This is a genomic window from Lacisediminihabitans sp. (assembly GCF_043726815.1).
In the GTDB taxonomy this organism is placed as follows: Bacteria; Actinomycetota; Actinomycetes; order Actinomycetales; family Microbacteriaceae; genus Lacisediminihabitans.
Genome location: NZ_JAYSJZ010000041.1, coordinates 27,748 through 51,694, shown reverse-complemented (window position 1 = coordinate 51,694; position 23,947 = coordinate 27,748). Strand labels below are relative to the sequence as shown.

Below are 23,947 nucleotides of genomic sequence, written 5' to 3'. Positions count from 1 at the left end.
CTGGACACGGTGGCTTCAGGGCAAGCCTCATGTGCCGTCGAGCACATACTGCCTCGACTCACCCGGCGCGAGTTCGGAGCGAAGGCCGTCCACCACCACCGTGATCGGGGCCGCGCCGCTTCTCTCCACCGACACGGTGAGCAGCGTGTGGGAGAGTTCCAGCCGCAGTTGCTGCGACCGGTAGGTGAAGTCGAACGCGATCGAGTCGATCTCCGGGGGCAGCAGAGGATGCAGCCACAGCATGTCGGAACGCAGCTCCAGCCCCGGGTAGCAGCGGCCGACCATGTCGATGGAGCCGGCCATGGCGCCGACATGGATGCCGTCCCTGGTCGAGCCGCCCTGGATGTCGGAGAGATCGCTCTCAAGCGCCCGGGTGAGGAAGTCCCACGATCGCTCCCGTCGCTGCCGCGCCTCGATCCACGAGTGCACGACGTTGGACAGGGTCGAGCCGTAGGTAGATCTCTCGGTGTAGTGATTTACGGTGCGTACGACCGCCTCGGCGGGGAGCGGATAGCCCATCTCGCCGAGGAGCTCGCGCAGTTCCTCGGCAGAGAACAGGTAGAGCAGCATGAGGGCATCCGGCTGTTTGGACACCTTGTAGCGGTTGGTGCTGTCGCCCTCGGCGTTGAGGATCAGGTCGAGGCGACCGATCGACCCGTAGCGGCTTCGGTAACGCTCCCAGTCCAGCTCGGCGAGACTCTCGTAGCCCTCGAACTGCGCGATCGCGCCGTCGCGGAGGAACGGCACGGTGAGGCGCCTGCCGATGTCCAGCCAGCGATCCGCCTCTGTCGTGAGAAGCCCCAGCCGGTCCCAGAGCGGCCGACACGACCGGCTGGCCAGGAGCGTCACGGTGTCTGCCGCCCGTCGCAGCACCCACGCGGCCATCACGTTCGTGTACGCATTGTTGCGCAGCCCTTTTCCCGGCTCGTCCGGGTAGCCGTCGTGAAACTCGTCCGGCCCCATCACCCCGCTGATCGAGTACCGGCCGGTGGCCGGCTCGTGCCCGGCCAGATCCGCAAAGTAGCGGGCCACCTCGATCACCAGCTCGGCGCCCTGGTCTACCAGGAAGTTCAGGTCGCCCGTGGACTGGTAGTGCTGCCAGGCGCTGTACGCGATCCCCAGGCCGACGTGGCGCTGGCGATAGGAGTTGTCGGGCATCCAGGTTCCGGTCAGCGGGTTGAACAGCTCGCGAGGCGTGACCTCCCGGCCGTCGATGCCGCTCTGCCAGGGGAACATCGCGCCGCTGAGCCCCTCGGCGCGCGCGGCTGACCTGGCCTCGTCCAGCCGCCGGTAGCGGTAGCCGAGGAGCGTGCGGCTGAGGTCCGGTCGGCGGAGGGTGAGCGACGGGTAGACGAAGAGCTCATCCCAGAAGACGTGCCCGCCATAGCCCTCGCCGTGCAGCCCCCGCGCCGGGACACCGGCGTCGAGGTCGGCGGTCACCGAGGCGAGGGTCTGCAGCACGTGGAAGGTGTTGAGGTTGAGGGCGAGGGACTGGCGCTCGCCGGAGCGCAACTCGACCCGGAACTCGTCCCAGAGAATCCGCCACGCCCGCTCGTGCGCGGCGAGCAGGGCGTCCGCACCCGGTGTCCGGCCGAGCAGGGTCGCGGCCGCCTCGGCCGGTGAGGATATCGCGCGGTCCCGCGAGGTGCGCACCACCACGACCTTCTCGATTCGGATGCCGTGCCCGGCGGTCACGGTGAGGTCGAGTTCGTGGGCGACCCAGCCCTCCTCGTCGACCAGGAAGCTGCGGGTCGGAGTCAGCCGGTGGGCCCCGTCGAACGCCCGCGTGCGGGCGGCGGTCGCGATGTGGATGCCGGACCGGATGGTCTCCATCTCGAGCAGGATGCTCTCCGCATCGAGCTCTTGCGTCTTGCGGGCCGCGAGATGCCGCCGGGTGAGCAGGGGCGACCCGGCGGCGTTGCGGTTAGTCACCCGACCGTCGATGGCCGACCGCACGGTGAGCGCTCCGCTCCAGTTCTCCGGTTCGATCGTGGTCTCGATCATCGCCGTGTGCGCGCTGGCCTGGGAGACCAGCCGCCGAGACCGCACGCGAGTGATCCGGCCGTCGTCGTCGGTGAATCGGAGGTCACGGGTCAGCAGGGCCCGCCGCAGGTCCAGTTCCTGCCGATAGTCGAGCAGCCGCGCGGTCGACGGCGCGAACCAGGCCCCGCCATCCACCCGGAACCAGAGGGGTAGCCAGTTCGGGGCATTCACCATGGCCTCGCTCTCGGTGGCGACGCCGTCCCGTTCGCTCCTGACGGTGTTGTAGACGCCGGCGAAGTAGGTGCCGGGGTAGTGAACGCCGTCTGCGTCGGTCTCCGCCGCGGCGCCGCGTGTTCCCCAGTAGCCGTTGGCCAGGGTGCACAGCGCCTCTCGGGTGCCCTCCTGCGCCGCATCGAATCCGTCGTAGCTCAGCATCCACTGGCTTGTGGCGCCATCGCGGCCCGCCGCATCGAGGTCCAGGTCGCGAAGATCGCGCACGACCACGTCGGCGCCGGCGACCAGAAGAGGCGAGTTCTCGGGGGATCGATCGAGTCCCACCACGAGGCCGAAGCCGCCTGCCGCCCCGGCCCGCACTCCAGAGACGGCGTCCTCGACCATGACCGTGCGGTCCGGCTCGACGGCGAGGGCACGGCAGGCCTCGAGAAACGGGGCGGGACTCGGCTTGCCGGCGAGTCGCAGGCGTCGGAGGTCGTTGCCGTCAACGCGCACGTCGAAGAGGCCACCGACCCCCGCCGCCTCCAGAACTCTCTCGGCATTCCGGCTCGACGTGACGACGGCGGTGCGGATGCCGCGTCCGCGAACCGCCCGCAGGAACTCGACGGTGCCCGGCACCGTGCTGACTCCGGTCGTCGCGAGTTCTGCCTCGAAGAGGCGTTGCTTCTGCAGAGCGAGGACCGCGATCGACTCGGCGTCTTGCGTGATTGCCCTCGAGGCCAGGAATTCCCGGATACCGTCCTCCCGCGTGCGACCGTCGAGGTGGCTGCGGTAGTCGGCGTCGTCGAAGGGTTGGGCCGTCGGAGCGAGCCGGGGGAGCGCCTCGTCGAAGAGCCTCTTCCACGCTCTCGCGTGCACGCTCGCGGTGTCGGTGACGACACCGTCCAGGTCGAGGATGACGGCGTCGAATGGCGACGAGGGCGTTTCGTGAGTGCTGCCTGGCCGCTCGCTCATCGGTCCAGTCTCGTGCCGCCGGCCGCCTCCGACAGTGGCTTTGGTCCCGCTCACGGAGCCCGGATGACCAATGGATTCCTCGACTTTTTGGGCGGACGGAGCTGTCCCCTGAACGGGGGACAATACCCCCAAAAGGCCCTCGAAAAGGGGTACAACCGGGCGAATATAGGGGATTTTTCAGCCGTGCTGTGTTTAGCCTGTAATCGGCACCATCCGCCGCGACACCTCCGGTTGACTTTTAGGTCATGTGGGTCACGCGCGTTGATCGTGTCGTTTCAGTTCAGCAGGTGAAGGGCACAGAGAGCCCCACCGCCAACGCCATCGTCGCCGTTGCCCGACACACACGTGCCGGGCGCGAGTGATCGCGCCTGCCCAACGGAATGGAGATCAGCATCATGGCACCACTCTGGAAAGACAGACCCTTTCGCGGCAACCGCCGCTCCCAGCACACCCCACTCGCCCGTGTCGCCGAGAACGGCGCGGCCAACTCGCCGACACTCGTGCTCTTCGTGCTCATCGCCACGATCGGCGTGCTCGCGTACACGTTCTTCCTCCTCAACCCGGCCAATCGCGGGGACTGGTTGCCCTATAGCCTCGTGATCACCGCCGAGGTGATCCTGGTGACCCAGGCCCTCGTCTCGATGTGGACGATCCTCTCGGGAGGAGTCGATCCCCGGGACTTCGCCTTCCATCACTCCCAGGAGCGCATCTTCGATGCCGGAACCATCGAGGAGGAGGGCACCGAGTCGAGCCCGAAGGACTGGGCGATCTTCCTCGACGACAAGCGTGTCGGCGTCGACGTGTTCATCACCGTCTACGGCGAGGAGCTGGCGAAGATCCGCCGCACCGCCACGGCGGCCGTCGCGATGCGCGGCGAGCACGTCACGTGGATCCTCGACGACGGCGGGTCGGATGCTGTGCGCGACATGGCGGCGGACGTCGGGGCCCGCTATGTGCGGCGACTGAGCAACCACGGCGCGAAGGCCGGCAACGTCAACCACGCGCTGTCGATCAGCAACGGCGAGTTCTACGCGATCTTCGACGCCGACTTCGTGCCGAAGGAGGACTTCCTCTACGAGACGGTCCCGTTCTTCATCGACGGCAACGTCGCATTCGTGCAGACGCCGCAGACCTACGGCAACATCAAGAACCTCGTCTCGAGCGGCGCCGGATTCATGCAGTCTGTGTTCTACCGGTTCATCCAGCCCGGTCGCAACCGCTTCAATGCCGCGTTCTGCGTCGGCACCAACGTGATCTTCCGTCGCGAGGCCATCAACGACATCGGCGGCATGTTCACCGACTCCAAGTCGGAGGACGTATGGACCTCGCTCATGCTTCACGAGAAGGGCTGGCGTTCCGTCTACATCCCCGTGACGCTCGCGGTCGGCGACGCTCCGGAGACCGTGGAGGACTACACCAAGCAGCAGCTGCGTTGGGCATCCGGCGGTTTCGAGATCCTCATGCGGCACAACCCGCTCAACCCGCGCCACCGCCTCACCATGGACCAGCGGCTCCAGTACACGGTCACGGCCACCCACTACCTCGTCGGGATCACCCCGCTGCTGCTGCTGCTCGTGCCGCCGCTCGAGATCTACTTCGATCTGCGACCGGTGAACCTCACCGTGACCTGGCTCACCTGGTTGCTCTTCTACCTGGGCTTCTACGGCCTGCAGATCATGCTCGCCTTCAACACCATGGGCTCGTTCCGACCGGCCACGCTCGTGATGGCCACCGTGTCGTTCCCCATCTACATCCGGGCGTTCATCAACGTGTTCGCCGCACGGGAGCAGAAGTGGCACGTCACGGGAGGCGCCGGCAAACGAGTCTCGCCATTCAACTTCATGATTCCGCAGGTGCTCGTCTTCGCGTTCCTGCTGCTGACCTCGGGGGTGGCGATCATGAAGGATGTCGGCCACGGCACGCTCACCCTCGCCACCGCCTGGAATCTCACGAGCACGGCCGTCTTCGCGGTGTTCATCGTTGCGGCACTGAAGGAGGCGCACGTCGCCCGCGTGACGGTGCCCGATGCTCCCCAGCTCTATCCGACCTTCGCCCGGCCGCCCGTGGCTCGATCCGCGCACCGCGCCCCGGCCGCCCGGGCGGTCCCGGCCACGCAGGCGGTTCCGGCCACGCAGGTCGTACCGGCCACTCAAGCCGCTCCGGCCCCTCAGGCCGCTCCGGCCATGCGGGCCGTACCAGCCACGCAGGCCGTACCGGCCACGCAGGCCGCTCCGACGGTGCCTTCCCATGCTTTTGACTCGAAAGGAATGGTGACCCGATGACCTGGGGAAACCGATTCCGCCTTCTCGGCGGACTGTTCATCGTGCTCGCGATCGTCGCGGGAGCCACGCTCGTGCTCAACCAACGCGAGAACCAGGTGGCGAGCGGCTCCGCGTCGATCAACGCCATCTCGTACTCCGTCGGCTCCGACTACGCCGGCTCCGTCGTGAGCCAGGCCGTGAAGGCGGGTGACAAGGTCAAGAAGGGGGACCCCCTCATGACCATTCAGAGCGCGACCCTCCTGCGCGACCTCTCATCGCCCAAGACCGTGCCGGTGAGCGCCGCGTACACCACGTCGAAGGACGGCACCCTCACGCTCATGGCCACCGAGCCCGGTGTGGTATCCGACATCAAGGCCCAGGTCGGCGGACTCGTCGGTGCCGGCCAGCCGCTCGCCACGATCGACCGCACCGGCCCCTTCTTCGTGCTCGCCAAGTTCCGGGTCGACTCCTACGACTTCGCGCGCGTCGAGAAGGGCGCTCGCGTGGAAATCGTGCTGCCCAACCACCAGCGGGTCACCGGCACGGTGGCCGACGTCAAGGTGCAGACGGTTGCCGGCGCAGCGGATGCCGCGATCAAGATCACGAGCAAGGACCTCATCGCGGGAAGCCACGACGGGCTCGTCGAACCGGGAACCCCGGTGACGGCGATCATGCACTTACGCGACGACGGACCCCTCGCCGGCGTGAAGGACTCGTTCTTCTCGCTGCTCGAGCAGATTGGAATCTGATGAATCGCACGACCATCACCCGCGGCACGGTCACCCTGGCGGCGGGGGTGGCGATTCTGCTCGCCGTCGCTGCCTGCGGGAGCCCCAGCGCGCCCGCCGACCCCTCGACGACCTCCGTTCTGCCCGACTCGCAGATCGGCTCGACCGTGGCGAAGCTGCCCGCCAAATCGGTGGGAAAGGTGCCGACCATGCGACTGGCGAAGGGGCTCGCTCCGCCGACCAACCGCTGGTTCTCCGGCCTGGTCTTCGGCGAGAAGCCGCTTCCTGTCTTCCCGCTCCCGCTCTCGTTCGGTCTCACCGACTCCGGTTTCACGCTCGGACTGCCCACCGTCACCACCACTCCGAACACCATCACGGGCGGCAACACTCCGAGCGTCACGGTGGATGCCGGGGCGGCACGGAGCCAGATCACCGCCTATGACGACGTCTCGGTGACAATCGCCCAGCTCGACGGCTCGGGCGCCCAGCTTGGCTCGACCGTGATCGCCGAGGGTTCGCCGCTCGTGAGCTTCACCGCGGCGAAGAAGCTGACTATGCGGATGGGGCAGCAATTCACGGAGGCCGGCGCCGGCGTCTGGTCCACCAGGGTCGGCGACACCACCTACGGCCTGCGGACGGCGGGCACGGTGGCGAAGGACGGCACCACCCTCTCGCTCGACAAGGGGGATGCCGCGGTCTGGTTCCCCGTGCCAAAGGACGGCACGCTCAAGGCCGTCGCCGCCCACGCGGCACCCCTGCAGTCGGTGACCCTCGACTACACCGCGGACAGCCCGAACGCCACGACCAGGCTCGGCTACCGCACGCAGGGACAGAAGGACACGCTCATCGCCACGCTGCCGCACCAGCAGAAGGCGATGTCCACGCCGGCGTGCACCCTCGGCAGCTATCCGTCCGCCTACGGCACAATGTCCCTCTGTGCCGGCACCTCCCTGGCCTGGAGCACCCCGGTCGTCACGCCGTCAGACGCCCTCGATGTCAAGTCGCTCAGCGAGTCGGACAAGAGCGCCCTGCGCACCCAACTGGGCAAGGACGTCGCCGCGACGATCGCACTGCCGGCGGACACCTACTTCGGCGGCAAGGCGCTCTACCGGCTCGCCAACCTGCTCACCCTCGCCGACCAGCTCGGCGATACCGCTGCGGCCAAGTCCGTCGGGTCGACCCTGGGCGCGGCCCTGCGCCAGTGGACCAATCAGGCAGGCTGCAAGTCGGGCACGGAGCGCTGCTTCGTCTACGACGCGAAAATGAAGGGACTCGTCGGGCTCCCGGCGTCGTTCGGGTCAGAGGAGTTCAACGACCACAACTTCCATTACGGCTACTTCCTCTACGCGGCGAGCGTCGCCGCGGCGCAGGATGTCGTGCTGCGCAAGGACATCACCCCGGTGATGAACCTCATCGCGGCCGATCTCGCCACCAGCGGCCCGTCGAAGTACTTCCCGGACCGCCGCGGATTCGACGCCTACGCCGGGCACTCCTGGGCATCCGGCTACTCGCCGTTCGCAGACGGCAACAACCTCGAGTCGAGTTCGGAGGCGGTGAGCGCCTGGAACGGTCTCGCGCTCTGGAGCGGCGTCACGGGGAATACGCCCCTGAAGAAGGAGGCGTTGTGGATACTCTCGGGCGAGGCGGCATCCGGCAAGGCGTACTGGACCGACTTCACCACCACCGATGCCGTGTACACCGGATACGCGCACTCGATAGTCGCCCTCAACTGGGGCGGCAAGCGGGACTACTCCACCTGGTTCAGCGCGGAGGCGAATGCCAAGATGGGCATCCAGCTCATTCCGATGAGCCCTGTCTCGACGTATCTCGCCGGGGACGCCGCGCGCATCGGCAAGAACGTTGCCGAGGCGACACCGGCAGGCTATAGCGTGCAGTTCGGCGACTACCTGCTGATGTACTCGGCCCTCGCCGGGCCCGAGCAGGCGAAGACCGCCCTCGCCGCAGCTCGGGACCTGCCGGAGAAGTTCATCGACGACGGAAACTCCCGCAGCTACCTGCTCGCCTGGATCATGACCCGCTAGGTGCACTGCCCGTGGACCTTGGTTCACCGGCTGATGGGCGGGCTCCGATCGCCTGGCACGCGTTGTGCAGGACGGTGCCGCCGTCCACGGGTGCCCACCCCCGCAGACTCCAGATGTGCAGGACGCGTTGCGCAGGACGGCAGGACGGGTTCCGCAGGACGACTCGGGCGGACGGCGAGGTTGCCTGCAGTGTCCTGCACAGGCTGTCCTGCACAACTAGAGTCTGCGGGGTATACACCCAAGCCTCCGGGCCCCGTCCTGCAGAACACGGTCCGACCGACGGCGGAGGGCGGCCGCGAGCGGTCGAGGTCCACAACCACGAGATCCGCAACATCGCCGACCGCGACACGCGAACGTCCGTAGCGGTGTTTCGGAGTCGAAGCAGCATCAGCGTCGAGCCTTCGCGTCGACGTCGAACTCGATGTGCAGCAGCCCGTGTCGGCGGCCGTTCGTCGCAGCCGGGGAGAACAAACCGAGGAGCACGAGCACCAGCCCCACCTCGAGCATCCCGATCACGATGTACGCGACCTGCAACGGGCTGAAGGGGATGAAGACCATCTGCACGAAGATCCAGATGAGCATCTCGTACCCGCAGGTCGCGGCCGCGAGAAGGTGCCAGCGCTCGCGCCGGAAGGTCAGGACGAAGGCCGCGCCGTGCAGTCCACCCACCAGCACCGCAAGCAGAATTCCGGGCACGAGGTAGGACGAGAAGGGGGAGCCTGTCAGGTAGGCCGTGGGCGGCGAGAGCACGGTCGCGAGATCGGGGGAGACCGAGCCGATGATGAGCGCGACTCCGCCGGCGATGGCGCTCACCGCGACGAGCGCGAGCACCCAAGTGAGCACCTGGCGGACAGCCCGGGAGAGATCCATGAGTCGCCTCGTTTCTCCCGCCGCGGCGGGCGTCGTCTGCGCACCATGCTGCCGCGCAGCGGGGAGGGGGAGAGAGCCTAAAGTCCCACGGGCGCCGCGGTCACGAGGAGAAACCTTCGAGTTTGCGCAAGGGCCTCCCCAATTCGGCGAAACAGGAGGACGGTGTTGATATGAAAATCGTTTCGTACGGCGGCGAGTCCTTCATCACGAGCGACGACGCGGCGGAGGCGCTGTTGCTCTTTGCGGCCGCCGCCGCCATCAACAACATCGCCGAGGTCATCGAGGTGCCTTCGTTGCGCGACGACGGGCGGCTCATCACGGTCAGCCTCGTGATCGGACCGGCCAGCGAACTCATCGCCTTCGACGTGGATTCGGACTTCGACGAGCCCGACACCTCTGATTCCGTGCGGCTCCTGCGAGAGCGGGCAGCGACTCTCGGCGCGTCGAGCCATGTGCTGCACGCCTCGCCGTTCGAGAGCGCTGATTCGACGTCGGAGTACTCCGACGACGTGTGAGCTCTTCCAGCGGCTACGTTGGGCCGCCGTCGGTCAGGCGATGACGCGCATCTCGGCGGTCGGTGTCGCCACCATGCGTTCGATGCCCCGAACCGCGAGACGCAGTTCGAGTTCATTCATCACGAGGGCGGCGAGGTCTGTGAGCGTGGCGAGTTCGGCATCTGTGGCCTTCCTCGGGGAGAAGTCGAGAACACAGAGGGTGCCGAGCTGGAACCCGTCGTGGGTGCGAAGCGGCACTCCGGCGTAGAACTGGAGGCCGAATTCTCCCGCGACGAGAGGATTGGCCAACGCCCTCGGATCGATTCGTGCGTCTTCCACCACCCACGGTCCGTCCTGCAGGATCGCGGATGCGCAGAGTCCCGCATCGCGTCCGATCTCGTCGATGTCGAGACCGTGATGCGAGGAGAACCAGATCCTGTCGTGGTCCACGACGCTCACGATCGCGATCGGAACGGAGAACACTCGGGCGGCGATCGCAGTGATGCGGTCGAACGATCCGTTCTGCGGCGCGTTGACGAGGTCGTAGCGGCGAATCGCCTCGAGGCGCTCCGACTCGTTCGCCGGGATGAGCTGAAGATCGTGCCGGTGCCGTCCGGTCTCGGAGATCACCGCCTGCCTCAGCGCGAGAACGAGGTCGTCGGCATCCGGCCTGTCGTCCGGATTCTGCGCGGTCATCGCGGAGAGGAGTATCCGCCAGTCCTCCGGCAGGTCGTCCGGCAGGTGCGGCGCGCCGAGCACCCTTGCTACGGCGGATGGCACGGGGTCGCCCGGGAAGGCGACCTCACGCGTGAAGCACTCGAGAAGCACCAGACCGAGCGAATAGACGTCGCTCGGAGGACCGACCGGAGTCTGGCGAACCTGTTCCGGGCTGAGGTACGCCGCCGTGCCGGTGGTGAGGCCGACCGCGGTGGAGCGCTCGTCGTCGGTGCGCAGGGCAATCCCGAAGTCGGTGAGCTTGGCCCGGGGACGCGTGCTGTGGTTCTGGTAGTCCACCATGAGGATGTTCGCCGGCTTGATGTCCCGGTGCACCACCCCCAGGTGGTGGATGTACTGCAGGCCCTCGGCCAGGTCGTAGCCGATGTGGGCGATCTCCCGCGGGGTGAGCGGCTCGCGGGCGATGCGCCTCTTCAGGTCCTCGCCCTCGACGAGCGCCATAACGAAGTAGATGCGAGGGCTGTCGAACTCGTCCCGGTCGATGGCCGCGTCGAGGAGGGTGACGAGACTGTGGTGGTTGAGACTGGCGAGCACGTTGACCTCCGCCTCTTGGCGGCGGGTCTCGGTCTCGTCGGTGCTCGCCGGGAAGATCTTGACGGCGACGTCCCTCGCGAGGAACTCGTCGTGAGCGCGGTAGACGGAACCGCCGCCACCGCGTCCGAGGAGTTCGCCGACACGGTACCGACCGCGCAGCAGCACTTGCTCCGGTGCATCCACGTCTGCCATCTCCTGACTGCGCCTCCGCTCGGGTGCGGGTGCGAGTTAATTCTCGCGTAATGAATGACCGGGGCAAGATTTCGGCGTGACGGTTGACAATCGACCGCGTCCGCAGTAAAAGAAGCAGGTCAGGGAAGCCTGACCTTGCTGGACGGGCGAGCCCGGGCGTGTTTTGCTGTGCACGTGAGCACAGACCAGCCGATTCCCCAGCAGCACGACCTCGAACCCCATCGGGACGGCACCGCCCAGCGTCTCAACTGGCTGCGAGCGGGAGTGCTCGGTGCCAACGACGGCATCGTGTCCGTCGCCGCGCTCGTGGTGGGAGTCGCCGGGGCGACCACCAATACCGCCGTGATCCTCACCGCCGGCGTGGCCGCCCTCGTCGGTGGTGGCATCTCCATGGCGCTGGGCGAGTACGTCTCGGTGAGCAGTCAGCGCGACAGCGAACGTGCCCTGATCGCGAAGGAGCGACGCGAACTGCTGGAGTCGCCAGAGGAGGAGCTGGCCGAGCTCGCCGGAATCTACCGGTCGAAGGGCCTCTCCGAGGAGACCTCGTGGCAGGTGGCCACCGAACTGACCAAACACGACGCTCTTGCCGCCCATCTCTCGGCCGAGCTCAACATCGTGGAGAACGACGTAGCGAGCCCCTGGCACGCGGCGTTCGCCTCGGCCGTGGCCTTCCTCATCGGCGGCCTGCTTCCCCTCATCGTGATCCTTCTGCCGCCGGCCGCCTGGCGGGTTCCAGCCACCTTCGTGGTCGTGCTCATCGCCCTCGCCGCGACCGGTCTGGTCGGGGCGCATCTCGGCGGCAGCTCGCGTCTCACCGCCGCCGTGCGCGTCGTCGTCGGGGGCGCGTTGGCCCTCATCGTCACCTTCGCCATCGGTGCGCTCCTCGGCACGACCGGCATAGTGTAGCCGACGGGCCCGCATCCTGATGTAACCTCAGCCCCATGACCGGCGACGACAGCGAGCGAGCCCCGTACCGGCGCCGATTCCTCCGCGGGGCGGCCTGGACGGCGGCCGGGCTGGCCGTCGGAACCGCGGCGGGCGTCGGGATCGGTTCGCTCGTCGGCACCTCGACGCCCCGAAAGACGGACCTTCCGGAACGGAGCGGGGGCGCCGGCTTCGACCATCTCGTGGTGCTGATGTTCGAGAACCGCTCGTTCGATAATCTGCTCGGCTACCTCTACTCGTCGCAGGGCTTCCCCCTGCCGGCCGGCCAGGTGTTCGACGGGCTCGAGGGCACCCCGAAGACCAACACCGCACCAGACGGCACTGTCGTCTCCGCCCATCCGTACAGCGGGCCCACCGACGCCGTCATGAGCAGCCCCAACCCGAACGCCGGCGAGGAGTATCCGCACATCAACACGCAACTCTTCGGGGTGGTCGACCCGCCGGAAAATGCCACGGCCAAGGTCGGGTCGATGCGGGCGCCCTTCAACGCCCCGCCCACTGGCGCACGGCCGACGATGTCGGGCTTCGTCGAGGATTACATCAACGCCTACCGGGTGCACCACCAGGGCGTCGAGCCCACGCCCGAGCAGTACGGCGTGATCATGGGCAGCTTCACCCCGTCGATGCTGCCCGTGTTCTCGACCCTGGCGAAGGACTTCGCGGTCTACGACCACTGGTTCAGCGCCGTGCCGTCGCAGACCTTCTGCAACCGCTCGTTCTTCCACGCGTCGACCTCGCACGGCTTCGTGGACAATAAGGGCAAGCTGGGCTTCGCCAAGTGGATAGATCCCCAGCGCAACACCGCGCCCACGATCTTCAACCGGCTCGAGGACGCGGGCATCCGCTGGGCCGTCTACTTCGACGAGAGCCAACTGGTGTCTCTGACCGGGCTCATCCACGCGCCGCAGCTCGAACCGTATTGGAAGACCAACTTCCGCACCATGAAGCAGTTCCACGAGGATGCGGCGGCCGGGACCCTGCCCGCCTACAGCTTCATCGAGCCGCGCATGATCTACAACCACAACGACATGCATCCACCGGTGGGGGCAATGACGGCCGCCGAGGTGGACGGCAAGACGGTCGTGGGCGGCGGGGTCTCGGATGCCCGGGCGGGGGACGCCCTGCTGCACGAGGTCTACGAGTCGGTGCGCACGAGCGCCTCGCACGACGGGTCGAACGCGCTCAACACGATGCTGCTCGTCACCTTCGACGAGACCGGTGGCACCTTCGATCACGTGCCGCCGCCGGCCGCCGCGCCCCCGGGCGACTCGGCGTCGAGCCCCGGCGAGTTCGGCTTCGGTTTCGACCGGCTCGGGGTGCGCGTGCCGACGATAGCGATCTCGGCCTACACCCCGGCGGGGACGGTGATCAATCAGCGCATGCACCACGGAGCGGTGATCGGCACACTCTGCGAGAAGTACGACCTGCCGCCGCTCACCGAGCGCGACCGGCAGACCAGGACCCTCGCCACCGCCACGACCGGGACCTCGCCTCGGCAACCGTCCACCTGGCCGGTCACCACCGCGCACTATGTGCCGCCGAACCCCGAGGCCACGGCGCCCGCCACGGGGGCGAGCGGAGGCCCGGCCCTCAGCCCGCCCGCCGTCGCCCTGCTGAGCATCCTGCTCGCCAAGTACGGACAGCCGGGGGACCCGCTGCCGAAGACCTACACCGACGCGCACGAACTGCTCGAGAAACACGGCCGACAACTCTTCGGCTGACCCTCCTCCCCACGACGCGGGAGGGGTGGGACTTCGAGGGCGAGTCGTGCTTAAGAGTACGCTGGCGGCAGTCTAGGACCTTCGGCCCTGTCCGCCTGTTTGGCCCTCTGTCTACCCTGTCAGAGGCAACGAAAGGATCATCACCGAATGGCATCGTCCTCGGAATCCACCTCGCACGAACTCGCAACCCGATCCAGTTACCCGCTTCACGTGGTGGACGAATGGTGGAGGGCCGCCAACTATCTCACAGTGGGACAGATCTACCTCAAGACGAACCCGTTGCTCACCGCCGATCTCACCCCCGAGCACATCAAGCCGAGGCTGCTCGGCCACTGGGGCACGTCGCCGGCGCTCAACCTCATCTACGCGCACCTGAACCGCATCATCGTGCAGCGCGAGGCGAACGTGCTCTACGTCGCGGGACCGGGGCACGGCGGACCGGCCATGGTCGCCAACGCCTGGCTCGACGGCACGTATTCGGACCTGTTCCCCAACGTGAGCCAGGATGCCGCCGGCATGGCGGAGCTGTTCCGGCAGTTCTCCTTCCCCGGCGGCATCCCGTCGCACGCCTCGCCCGAGACGCCCGGATCCATTCACGAGGGCGGGGAGCTCGGCTATTCGCTGGTTCACGCCTACGGGGCCGCGCTGGACAACCCGTCGCTCACCGTGGCCTGCGTGATCGGCGACGGAGAGGCCGAGACGGGCACCCTTGCCGCGAGCTGGCACCTCAACAAGTTCCTCAACCCGCAGACCGACGGCGTCGTGCTGCCGATCCTCAACCTCAACGGCTACAAGATCGCGAACCCCGCGGTGCTCGCCAGGATCCCGGAGGACGAGCTGCTCGCCCTCTTCCGCGGCTACGGCTACTCACCGCGAATCGTCTCGGGCGGGTTCGACGGCGAGGATCCGATGGCCGTGCACGACGCCATGGCCTCGGTGCTCGAGCAGGCGTTCGACGACATCCAGAGCATCAAGCGTCGCGCGAGAAGCGGCCGCTCCGTGGGGCGGCCGGCCTGGCCGATGATCATCCTGCGCACGCCGAAGGGCTGGACGGGCCCTCGGTTCGTCGACGGGGTGCCGGTGGAGGGCACCTGGCGTGCCCACCAGGTGCCGCTCGCCGAGGTGCGCGAGAACCCGGAACACCTGGCCCTGCTCGAGGCGTGGATGCACAGCTATCACCCGCGGGAGCTCTTCGACCGCGAGGGCAAGCCCACTCCCACCCTCGAGTCGATCAGGCCCCGAGGCACGAAGCGGATGAGCGCCATCCCCGCCTCCAATGGCGGCCTGCTGCTGCGTGACCTCGCCCTCCCGCCGATCGAGAACCGGCAGGTGGATGTGAGCGCGCGCCGCGGGGTCACGTCGGAGGCCACTCGGGTGCTCGGACACTGGCTCGCCGATGTGGTCAAGGCCAATCCAGACAACTTCCGCATCTTCGGACCGGACGAGACGGCCTCCAACCGCCTGGACGGAGTGTACGAGGTCACCGCCAAGCAGTGGCAGGGCTCGTTCGAGCCGACCGACGAACACCTCGAACCCGAGGGCAAGGTCATCGAGATCCTGAGTGAGAACCTCATCCAGGGCCTGCTCGAGGGCTACCTGCTGAGCGGCAGGCACGGGCTGATGAACTCGTACGAGGCGTTCATCCACGTGGTCGACTCCATGTTCAATCAGCACGCGAAGTGGCTGGAGTCGAGCGCGCACGTGCCCTGGCGGCGCCCGGTCGCCTCCTTCACCTACCTGCTGAGTTCGCACGTCTGGCGGCAGGATCACAACGGGTTCTCGCACCAGGATCCCGGATTCCTCAACCACGTGGTGAGCAAGAGCGCCAAGGTCGTTCGGGTGTATCTCCCGTCAGACGCCAACGGCCTGCTCGTGACCGCCGAGCACTGCCTGGCCACCCGCGACTACGTGAACGTGATCGTGGCCGGCAAGCAGCCGGCGCCGACCTTCCTCAGCCTCGAGGAGTCGCGCATCCACGGCGCGCGGGGAATCGGCATCTGGGACTGGGCAGGCACCGAGCGCGATGGAGAAGACGTCCACGTCGTTCTCGCGGCGGCCGGGGACGTTCCGACGCTCGAGGCCATGGCGGCGGTGCACCTGCTTCGGCAGAACATCCCCGAGCTTCGGGTGCGCTTCGTCAACGTCGTCGACCTGATGCGGCTGCAGGATCCGCTCGAGCACCCGCACGGCATGCCGAACAACGACTTCGACGCCATCTTCACCACGAGCAAGCCGGTGATCTTCGCCTTCCACGGCTACCCGGCCCTCGTGCACCAGCTCGCCTATCGCCGCACCAACCATGACAACATCCACGTGCGCGGCTTCAAGGAGAAGGGCACGACGACGACGCCGTTCGACATGCTCATGCTCAACGATCTCGATCGCTACCGCCTCGCGATGGACGTGATCCGGCACGTGCCAGGGCTCGGCGAACGCTACGCGGGGCTCGCCCAGCACTTCGACGACGAGCGCGCCCGCCATCGTGCCTACGCCTACGAGAATGGCATCGACAGCCCGGATGTTCTCGGCTGGGGCTGGCTCGACCCCCGGCCCGGCCAGACCGAGGAGCCGACCGGAGACGCCATGGACACCGGGGCGGACGCCGTCCTGGGCGCCTGAGGCGTGGGATGACAACGGGAGTCGCCGGGCGATCTCTCGCGCCGGAGACGGTCGGTTCGCTGTCGATCGAGGATGCGGCGGCGCGCGACGTGGACGAGGTCGCGGACGCGCTCGGCTCGACGCCCGGCGGCCTGACCAGCGCCGAGGCGGCTCGTCGGCTGGCGCTGGTCGGGCCGAACGCGCTCAGAACCCACAAGGCGAACGGCTGGGCGGTGCTCGGCCGCCAGCTGCGCAGCCCCATCCTGATCCTGCTGGTGGTCACGGCCGGCATCTCGCTCTTCGTCGGGCAGACCACCGACTCGATCGTGATCGGCCTGATCGTGATCGTGAGCGTGGGACTCGGCTTCGGCAACGAATACCGGGCCGAACGGGCGTCGGAGGCGCTGCATTCCAACATCGCCCATCGCGCGATCGCGATTCGCGACGGCAGCCCCATCGAGGTGAACGTGATCGACCTCGTCCCCGGCGATGTCGTGCGCCTCGCGCTCGGCGCGGTGATCCCGGCGGACATCCGGGTGATCGCCAGCGAAGACCTGCTCTGTGAGGAGGGGATCCTCACCGGGGAGTCGCTGCCGGTGGAGAAGTCGGTCGCGCCGGTGTTGGCCGGCGCCGCCCTCGGCGACCTCAGCTCCTGCGTCTTCATGGGCACGATCATCCACGCCGGAAGCTGCACGGGGATGGTCGTGGCGACCGGCGGCCGGGCCGAATTCGGACGCATCGCGATGGGCCTGAGCACCCGGCAGCCCCAGACGGAGTTCCAGCTGGGCCTGAGCCGGTTCTCGGTGCTGCTGCTCGAGGTGGCCATCGCCCTCACGGCCCTGATCTTTGTGGCGAACCTTCTGCTGCACCGCCCGCTGCTCGAATCGCTGCTCTTCTCGCTCGCCATCGCCGTGGGCATCACCCCGCAGCTGCTGCCGGCCGTGGTGAGCACGAGCCTGGCCACCGGCAGCCGGGCGCTCGCCCGTCGCCGGGTGCTCGTCAAGCGCCTCATCTGCATCGAGGACCTCGGCGACATGGATGTGCTGGTCACCGACAAGACCGGCACCCTCACCGAGGGCCGGATCGGCTTCACGGCCGCCCTCCCCGCCGACGGCGGGCCGACCGCCCGGGAGGTCTTCCGTTGGGGGTTGCTGGCGACCGAGGTGGACTACTCGCGGCCGAAGGTGTCCGTTCTGGGCCAGAACCCCCTGGACTCGGCCCTCTGGGAATCGCCGGATGCCGCGGCCGTCGACGTGGCCACGGTCACCCAGCTCGACGTGACGCCCTTCGACCACCAGCGCCGGATGACGAGCGTACTGGTGCGCGAGGCGACCGGCCAGGTGCTCCTTCTCACGAAGGGCTCGCCGGAAGACGTGATGGCGTGCTGTGTGAACGTGCCAGCGGGGGCCCAGGCGCTGCTCGACGGCCAGTACGACCAAGGCTCTCGCGTCGTCGCCGTGGCGACTCGCGTGGCGACCGGGCTCGGCTCCATCAGTGCCGCGGATGAGAAGGACCTGACCCTCGCCGGATTCCTCGTCTTCGTCGACCCTCCGAAGGCGAATGCCCGCGAGTCTCTGGCCCAGCTCGCCGCCCTCGGCATCACGGTCAAGATCGCCACGGGGGACAACGCGAAGGTGGCGGAGAAGGTGTGCCGGGACCTGGGGCTGGAGTCCGGCGAGACTCTCACCGGGGTGCAGATCGATGCCCTCTCCGATGTCGCGCTGGCCGACGCCGTGCGTCGGGCGGGAATCTTCGCCCGGGTCTCCCCGGAGCAGAAGGCCCGCATCATCGCCCAGCTGAGGCACCAGGGGCGCGCGGTGGGATTCCTGGGCGACGGTGTCAACGACGCGCTCGCCCTGCACCGTGCGGACCTCGGCATCTCGGTGGACAGCGCCACGGATGTCGCCAAGGATGCCGCCGACATCATCCTGCTCGACAAGGACCTCGGCGTTCTCGCCCAGGGCGTGATGGAGGGGCGCCGAATCTTCTCCAACACCATCAAGTACGTGCTCATGGGCACCTCGAGCAACTTCGGCAACATGTTCAGCGCGTCCGTCGCGTCGGTGGCCCTGAGCTTCCTGCCGATGCTGCCCGGCCAGATTCTGCTGAACAACCTGCTCTACGACAGCAGCCAACTGGCGATTCCGGGAGACCGGGTGGACCGGGAGCAGCTGGTGGCGCCGTCGCACTGGGACATCAAGTTCATCCGGCGCTTCATGCTCGTGTTCGGCCCGATCAGCTCGCTCTTCGACTTCGCCACCTTCGCCCTGATGCTCGTGGTCTTCCATGCGGCACCGGGGGAGTTCCGGGCCGGCTGGTTCATCGAGTCGCTCGCGACCCAGACGCTCATCATCTTCGCGATCCGTACCCGGCGGGTGCCGTTCTTCAGGAGCCGGACCTCGGTCGGGCTGCTCAGCGCGGTGCTCGGTGTCGTCGCGATCGGCGCGTACCTGCCGTTCTCGCCGATCTCCGGCGTTCTCGGATTCACGCCGTTGCCCGCACCGTTCTTCATTGCGCTCGTCGGCATGATCCTGGTCTACCTCGTTCTCGTGGAGCTGGCGAAGACCCGGCTGTTCGCCCGCCCGCGCCCCGCTGTGGTGGTGCCGCGAGTGCGTGGAAGAGCCCACCGGATCGCCCGCCGCGCCGCGCGGTTCAGCAGCCCGGAGAGGCTCTCCCCACCCCGATCCTGAGTTCGGGAACCAGGTCGCACCAGCACCACAAATGTGCCCAGGAGGGTGGGTGCGGCCTGGTCCCGTCCGGGGCGGCTAGTAGCGCTCCGGTTCCGGTGCGCGCAGAAAGCGGCGCCCGGTGATCTCTGTCGGCGTGATGCGCACGTAGATGTACTTGAGGGTCGGGATCCAGGGGCTGAGCGGAAGCTGGTCCGCCTCGAAGATCTGTTCCTGGTTCTCGATAACCTGGGCGCGGCCCTTCACGATCACGCTCCAAGCCCACTCGTCGGTGTAGGCATCCGCCTCGAATGCGACGTTCGAGTTGATGGTCAACTCGAGCAGCTTGGTGCCCTCGGAGGTACGGAAGAGGATCGTGTCCCCGTCGGCGTAGTAATTGATCGGGAAGATCTCGGGCTGGTTCGCGACGCTCACGCCGAGCCTGCCGAAGGCCGATCCGTCGAGCAACTCCCACGACTCGGCCTCGGTGAGCACCGTGACCGGCCCCTGGGGAGACCAGAGATCGACGTTCTCTTCCTGTTGTGACATGGCGTGCTCCTCCCGTCCTGTCATTAAAGGGCGGGGGTGCTCCTCGTCGTAGGGTCGAAGGTCCCTGCCACCTCGAGCGCGCGTCCCGAGTCGAGGTCGAGGCGGTGCGAGACGAGCTCATCCGGCACGGGCAGGTGCGAGATGAGGATGTCCGTGCGGTGCTCGTCCGTCGCGATCGACAGGATGTCGCGCAGCAGCAGCTCGGCGAGCCGCGGTTCGACGTTCGCGGTCGGTTCGTCGAAGACGATCACCGGGAAGTCCGCCAGGAGTGCCCTGGCGAGGGCGATCCGCCCGGCCTGTCCGCCAGACACGAGCGATCCGGCGTCACCGACCAGGGCATCCAGCCCGCCCCGCTCGCGCAGCCAGGACGCCAGACCGACCCGCTCCAGTGCGGCCACCAGCTCGTCGTCGGAGGCGGTGTCCCGCGCAAACAGCAGGTTCTGACGAACGCTCTCGTCGAAGAGATACGGCGACTGCTCGACCAGGCCGATGGTGGCGCGCACGGTCTCGAGCGGCAGGTCCCTGGCCTCGACTCCGCCGAGGCGGAAGCTGCCCGAGTAGTCGAGGAAGCGCACGAGCAGATGGGCGAGGGTCGTCTTTCCCGAGCCGCTCGGACCGCGCACGACGAGGCGGTCCCCGCGCTGCAGCCGCACGCTCACCCCGTGCACGGCCGGTTCGGCGGCGCCGGGCCAGGTCGCCGCCACGTCGACGAGTTCGAGCACGGTTCCGTCTGGTGCTGCGGGCCGTGGGCGCCGTGTCTTCGCACTCGGTGCGCCGGCGAGCGCCGACGGCAGTTCCACCGGGGGGTCGGCGGGCACGGACGCCGCGATGCGTTCGGCGCTCGATCGCACCTGCCGCCAGGCCGCCATGGCGAGCGGGGCGGTGCCGACCACGTCGAAGACCGCAAGGGGAACGAGGGCGATGACGGCCAGGGCCGGGCCGGTGATCGCGCCCTGGGCGAGGGCCGGGATGCCGACGACCAGCCCGCCGACCGCCGCGAGGGCGGCGAGCGCCGAGAGTACAGCCGCGGTCACCCCCGCGCCGGCGGCGCGAGCGAGAGTCGCCCGGCGAAGCCGGACATCCGCCTCGTCAACGGCGGCCTGGCGCTCCGCGACGGCGCCGAAGGCGATGAACACGTCGAGGCCGTTGACGAACTCGAGCAGGCGGTCGCCCAGGGCGCCGCGGAGGGGGGCGATGGCTCGTTCTGCTCCCGCAGCGATCGCCGAGTGGGCGGCGGTCGAGACGGTGAACCCCACCGCCAGGGCCACCGCGAGGGCGAGCCCCGCCGCGGGAAGGACAAGGAAGATGCCGATCACGCTGAGTACGGCGGTGACCGCGGCGGTCACGAGAGGCTGAACGACCCGCAGCGGCAGGTTCTGCAACTCGTCCACGTCGTTGACGAGACGGGTGAGGAGGTCGCCGCGCCCGGTCGCGCCCAGTCCGTCCGGCGCGAGCGGCACGAGCCGCGAATAGATGCCCACCCGCACGGCAGCGAGCTGGCGGAAGGCTGCATCGTGGCTGGCGAGCCTGTCGGCATAGCGGAATCCGGCCCTGCCCAGCGCGAAGGCGCGCACGCCGACGATCGCCGCGGAGAGAAAGAGGATCGGCGGATGTTCGGCCGCCCGGGTGATGAGCCACGCCGAGGTGGCGAGCAGGGCGACGGAACTCGCCGCCGACAACAGGCCCAGCAGAGCGCCAGGGGCGAACCGGGCGAGGCGCGGCTGGGCGAGGCGCAGCACGGCCAGCGTTCGAGCATCCGGCAGTCGCGAGTCAGGCATTCGCGGGCACCGCCATCCGGATCACGTCGTCGGCCGCCGCGAGCACGGCCGGCCGGTGGCTCGCCACCAGCACGGTGACCCCGGCCGCCGCGAGAGCGCGCAGTCCGACGAGAAGCTCGGCCTCGGTGTCGCCGTCGAGTGCGGCGCTCGGTTCGTCGAGCACGAGGATGGGGCAGCCGCGGTCGAGGCAGCGGTAGATGGCCCTGGCCACCGCCACCCGGTCCGCCTGCCCGCCGGAGAGCCCTCCGCCGTTCGCCGACACCGGCGAGTCCGGGTGCAGTTCCGTGGCGGCCGCCAGCGCGAGCGCCCGCTCCACGAGGGCGCGGTCGACGCTCGGCGCGCCGAGCGCGACGTTTGCGGCGACGGTCCCCTCGAGGAGGCCGGCGTTCTGCCCGGCCCAGGCAACCGAATCGAGCCGGTCGGCGGACGGGTCGCCGGCGATGTCGATGTCGCCGGCATACGGCACGAATCCGAGCAGGGAGGCGATGATGCTGGACTTGCCAGACCCGCTCGGCCCGGCGAGCACTGTCACCCTCCCGGCAACGATCTCGGCGCTGAATGGATGCACGGCGCGGTCACCGTCGTAGTCGACGGTCACCTGCGAGAAGCGGATGCCGGCCGGCGAGAGTGCGCCGGGCGACCGGTTCGAGGCGACACTCGGCGCCGGTGCGACCGCGTCCGCCGCATCGAGGATCACGAAGACGTCCTCGGCGGCCGCGATGCCGTCTGCCGCGGCGTGGTAGTTGGCGCCGACCCGCCGGAGCGGGAGGAACGCCTCGGGGGCGAGCAGGAGAACGAACAGGCCGACTCCGAGGCCGAGGTCGCCGTTCACGAGCCGCAGGCCGACCGAGACGGCGACGAGGGCCACAGAGAGGCTGGCGATGAGTTCGAGGGCGAACCCGCTGAGGAAGGAGATGCGCAGCACCTTCATGGTCTCGGCCCGGTAGCCCTCGGTGATCGCCTGGATGCGGGATCGTTGGCGTTCGGCCCGTCCGAAGATCTTGAGCGTGGCCAGCCCGTTCACGAGGTCGAGGAACCGGCTGGAGAGGTGGGTGAGGCTGCGCCACTGTGCCCGCTGCACGGTCTGGGTCGCCCAGCCGATCAGCACCATGAAGAGCGGGATCAGGGGCAGCGTGACGAGCACCGCGATGCCGCTCGTGGCATCCTGCAGCATCATCACGATCACGATCACCGGCGTGGCCACCGCGGTGAGCACCAGCTGCGGCAGGAAGAGCGAGAAGTACCCGTCGAGGGCCTCGAGACCGTGCCCGGCCGTGGTGACGATCTCGGCCCGGTTGCGGCCGGCGAGCCAGCCGGGACCGAGCCTCGCCAGCCCGGCGACGAGCCGCCGGCGCAACTGGCTCTTCACCAGCGCGGAGCCGCGGGCGGAGCCGGAGTCGGCGAGCCAGACGAGGGAGGCCCGCAGCACCCCCACCGCGGCGAGGGCCCCGATCCCGCCCCAGGCCGCCTCGAGCGGGACGCCGTGGATGGCGTCCACCAGGACGCGTGACAAGAGCCAGCAGAACGCGACAGTGCACGCCGTGCGTGCGACCCCGAGCGCGCCGGAGAGCACCAGGAAGGCGCGCGCGGCGGTCGCGTAGCGCAGCAGGCGGGGGTCGAACGGTCGCACCGCCTGGTCAGCTCACCGTCGTGCTCGTGGGCTGCGGAATGGATGCCCGGGTGACGCGCTTGCGGAACACCCAGTACGTCCAGCCTTGGTACACCACGACCAGCGGGAGGAAGATCAGGGCCGTCCAGCTCATCACGGTGAGCGTGTACGGCGTGCTCGACGCGTTCGCGATCGTGAGGCTGTTCGCCGGGTTGTTGCTCGCCGGCATCACGTTGGGGTAGAGGGCGGCGAAGAGGCTCAGCACCGCGACCGCGATGGTGACGGCCATGAGGCTGAACGCGCCACGCTCCTTCGCCCGGAAGTTGGCGATGAACGAGCCGATGAGCAGCACGGCCGCCGCCCCCGCCAGAATCCAGGAGAGCGGTTTGCCGTGGGCCAGGTTGGTCCAGAGCAGGAACGACGCCGCGACGACGATCGTGACGATGCCGGAGCGCACGGCGAGCCGTTGCGCCCGAAGCCGAAGGTCGCCGTCCGTCCGCAGCGAGATGAAGACCACGCCGTGGGTGAAGAACAGCAGCAGGGTCGTCAGGCCGCCGAGCAGGGCGTAGGGGTTGAGCAGGTCGAACAGCGTTCCGGTGTAGTTGTGGTTCGAGTCGAGTGCCACTCCCTGCACGATGTTGGCGAAGGCGACGCCCCAGAGCAGGGCCGGCACGGCCGAGCCGACCACGATCATCCCGTCGAACCAGCTCCTCCAGCGGGACTCCGGGCGGTGGTGGCGGTACTCGAACGACACCCCGCGCACGATGAGCGCGAGCAGGATGAGCAGCAGCGCCAGGTAGAAGCCGCTGAAGAGGGTGGCGTACCACTCGGGGAACGCGGCGAAGAGAGAGGCACCGGCCACGATCAGCCAGGTCTCGTTGAGGTCCCAGACCGGGCCGATCGTGTTGATCATGACGCGTCGGTCGATCTCGTCGCGGCCGAGGAATGGCAGGGCCATTCCCACGCCGAAGTCGAAGCCGTCGAGCACGAAGCACCCGATGAAGAGGAAGCCGACAATGCCGAACCAGAGTAGGGAGAGATCCATGGTGTGCTC

At 68.4% G+C, this 23,947-nt stretch carries 15 protein-coding genes; 8 read left to right on the top strand and 7 right to left on the bottom strand.

Features of this window, described 5'->3' with window-relative positions:
* Positions 1-27: 27 nt before the first annotated feature.
* Complete coding sequence (locus ACHZD8_RS04515) at positions 28-3,171, bottom strand: beta-phosphoglucomutase family hydrolase (RefSeq protein WP_394768963.1); 3,144 nt, start codon at positions 3,169-3,171, stop codon at positions 28-30.
* Between the two features lie 395 nt (positions 3,172-3,566).
* Here ACHZD8_RS04515 and ACHZD8_RS04510 point away from each other — a divergent pair, with 395 nt between their 5' ends.
* Genes ACHZD8_RS04510 through ACHZD8_RS04500 form a run of 3 tightly spaced genes read left to right on the top strand, consistent with a single transcriptional unit; the run spans position 3,567 to position 8,202 of the window.
* Complete coding sequence (locus ACHZD8_RS04510; protein WP_394768962.1) at positions 3,567-5,453, top strand: glycosyltransferase family 2 protein; 1,887 nt, start codon at positions 3,567-3,569, stop codon at positions 5,451-5,453.
* Positions 5,450-6,181, top strand: coding sequence for an HlyD family efflux transporter periplasmic adaptor subunit (locus tag ACHZD8_RS04505; protein WP_394768960.1), 732 nt, complete (start codon positions 5,450-5,452; stop codon positions 6,179-6,181). Before ACHZD8_RS04510 ends, ACHZD8_RS04505 begins: the two co-directional genes overlap by 4 nt.
* Entirely contained in the window at positions 6,181-8,202 is a 2,022-nt protein-coding gene (locus ACHZD8_RS04500; protein ID WP_394768959.1) for a glycosyl hydrolase, read from the top strand. The genes ACHZD8_RS04505 and ACHZD8_RS04500 overlap by 1 nt, the downstream gene beginning before the upstream one ends.
* A gap of 387 nt (positions 8,203-8,589) precedes the next feature.
* On the opposite strand, the gene ACHZD8_RS04495 is transcribed toward ACHZD8_RS04500, so the two are convergent.
* Complete coding sequence (locus ACHZD8_RS04495) at positions 8,590-9,072, bottom strand: hypothetical protein (RefSeq protein ID WP_394768958.1); 483 nt, start codon at positions 9,070-9,072, stop codon at positions 8,590-8,592.
* Positions 9,073-9,242: 170 nt separating this feature from the next.
* Here ACHZD8_RS04495 and ACHZD8_RS04490 point away from each other — a divergent pair, with 170 nt between their 5' ends.
* Positions 9,243-9,587 carry a hypothetical protein gene (locus ACHZD8_RS04490; protein WP_394768956.1) on the top strand — a complete coding sequence of 115 codons (345 nt, stop codon included), beginning with the start codon at positions 9,243-9,245 and terminating at the stop codon, positions 9,585-9,587.
* Positions 9,588-9,620: 33 nt separating this feature from the next.
* Here ACHZD8_RS04490 and ACHZD8_RS04485 read toward each other — a convergent pair whose 3' ends face one another.
* Entirely contained in the window at positions 9,621-11,027 is a 1,407-nt protein-coding gene (locus tag ACHZD8_RS04485; protein WP_394768954.1) for a protein kinase, read from the bottom strand.
* Between the two features lie 174 nt (positions 11,028-11,201).
* Between ACHZD8_RS04485 and ACHZD8_RS04480 the strand changes: the two genes are divergently transcribed.
* From ACHZD8_RS04480 to mgtA, 4 genes are all read left to right on the top strand, one after another.
* Complete coding sequence (locus tag ACHZD8_RS04480; protein WP_394768952.1) at positions 11,202-11,933, top strand: VIT family protein; 732 nt, start codon at positions 11,202-11,204, stop codon at positions 11,931-11,933.
* A gap of 35 nt (positions 11,934-11,968) precedes the next feature.
* On the top strand, positions 11,969-13,693 hold the full coding sequence (locus ACHZD8_RS04475) for an alkaline phosphatase family protein (RefSeq protein ID WP_394768951.1): 1,725 nt from the start codon (positions 11,969-11,971) through the stop codon (positions 13,691-13,693).
* Between the two features lie 147 nt (positions 13,694-13,840).
* Positions 13,841-16,312, top strand: a complete 2,472-nt coding sequence (locus ACHZD8_RS04470; protein WP_394768950.1) for a phosphoketolase — start codon at positions 13,841-13,843, stop codon at positions 16,310-16,312.
* 8 nt (positions 16,313-16,320) lie between these two features.
* Positions 16,321-18,981, top strand: coding sequence for a magnesium-translocating P-type ATPase (mgtA, locus tag ACHZD8_RS04465; RefSeq protein WP_394768949.1), 2,661 nt, complete (start codon positions 16,321-16,323; stop codon positions 18,979-18,981).
* Positions 18,982-19,056: 75 nt separating this feature from the next.
* Here the strand turns inward: mgtA and ACHZD8_RS04460 are convergent, their stop codons facing one another.
* From ACHZD8_RS04460 to cydB, 4 genes are read right to left on the bottom strand one after another with little or no spacing between them, the layout of a single operon-like run.
* Entirely contained in the window at positions 19,057-19,506 is a 450-nt protein-coding gene (locus ACHZD8_RS04460; protein WP_394768948.1) for a pyridoxamine 5'-phosphate oxidase family protein, read from the bottom strand.
* Between the two features lie 23 nt (positions 19,507-19,529).
* The gene (gene cydC / locus ACHZD8_RS04455; protein ID WP_394768947.1) at positions 19,530-21,284 is read right to left on the bottom strand and encodes a thiol reductant ABC exporter subunit CydC; all 1,755 of its coding nucleotides are present in this window, start codon (positions 21,282-21,284) and stop codon (positions 19,530-19,532) included.
* Positions 21,277-22,914, bottom strand: coding sequence for a thiol reductant ABC exporter subunit CydD (cydD, locus tag ACHZD8_RS04450; protein ID WP_394768946.1), 1,638 nt, complete (start codon positions 22,912-22,914; stop codon positions 21,277-21,279). Before cydD ends, cydC begins: the two co-directional genes overlap by 8 nt.
* Before the next feature lie 7 nt (positions 22,915-22,921).
* Positions 22,922-23,938 carry a cytochrome d ubiquinol oxidase subunit II gene (gene cydB / locus ACHZD8_RS04445; protein WP_394768945.1) on the bottom strand — a complete coding sequence of 339 codons (1,017 nt, stop codon included), beginning with the start codon at positions 23,936-23,938 and terminating at the stop codon, positions 22,922-22,924.
* Positions 23,939-23,947: the final 9 nt, after the last annotated feature.

Bases quoted from the DNA above. Each gene is read 5' to 3' on its own strand.
- ACHZD8_RS04515 (WP_394768963.1), bottom strand. From the start codon at position 3,171: ATGAGCGAGCGGCCAGGCAGCACTCACGAAACGCCCTCGTCGCCATTC.
- ACHZD8_RS04510 (WP_394768962.1), top strand. From the start codon at position 3,567: ATGGCACCACTCTGGAAAGACAGACCCTTTCGCGGCAACCGCCGCTCC.
- ACHZD8_RS04505 (WP_394768960.1), top strand. From the start codon at position 5,450: ATGACCTGGGGAAACCGATTCCGCCTTCTCGGCGGACTGTTCATCGTG.
- ACHZD8_RS04500 (WP_394768959.1), top strand. From the start codon at position 6,181: ATGAATCGCACGACCATCACCCGCGGCACGGTCACCCTGGCGGCGGGG.
- ACHZD8_RS04495 (WP_394768958.1), bottom strand. From the start codon at position 9,072: ATGGATCTCTCCCGGGCTGTCCGCCAGGTGCTCACTTGGGTGCTCGCG.
- ACHZD8_RS04490 (WP_394768956.1), top strand. From the start codon at position 9,243: ATGAAAATCGTTTCGTACGGCGGCGAGTCCTTCATCACGAGCGACGAC.
- ACHZD8_RS04485 (WP_394768954.1), bottom strand. From the start codon at position 11,027: ATGGCAGACGTGGATGCACCGGAGCAAGTGCTGCTGCGCGGTCGGTAC.
- ACHZD8_RS04475 (WP_394768951.1), top strand. From the start codon at position 11,969: ATGACCGGCGACGACAGCGAGCGAGCCCCGTACCGGCGCCGATTCCTC.
- ACHZD8_RS04470 (WP_394768950.1), top strand. From the start codon at position 13,841: ATGGCATCGTCCTCGGAATCCACCTCGCACGAACTCGCAACCCGATCC.
- mgtA (WP_394768949.1), top strand. From the start codon at position 16,321: ATGACAACGGGAGTCGCCGGGCGATCTCTCGCGCCGGAGACGGTCGGT.
- ACHZD8_RS04460 (WP_394768948.1), bottom strand. From the start codon at position 19,506: ATGTCACAACAGGAAGAGAACGTCGATCTCTGGTCTCCCCAGGGGCCG.
- cydC (WP_394768947.1), bottom strand. From the start codon at position 21,284: ATGCCTGACTCGCGACTGCCGGATGCTCGAACGCTGGCCGTGCTGCGC.
- cydB (WP_394768945.1), bottom strand. From the start codon at position 23,938: ATGGATCTCTCCCTACTCTGGTTCGGCATTGTCGGCTTCCTCTTCATC.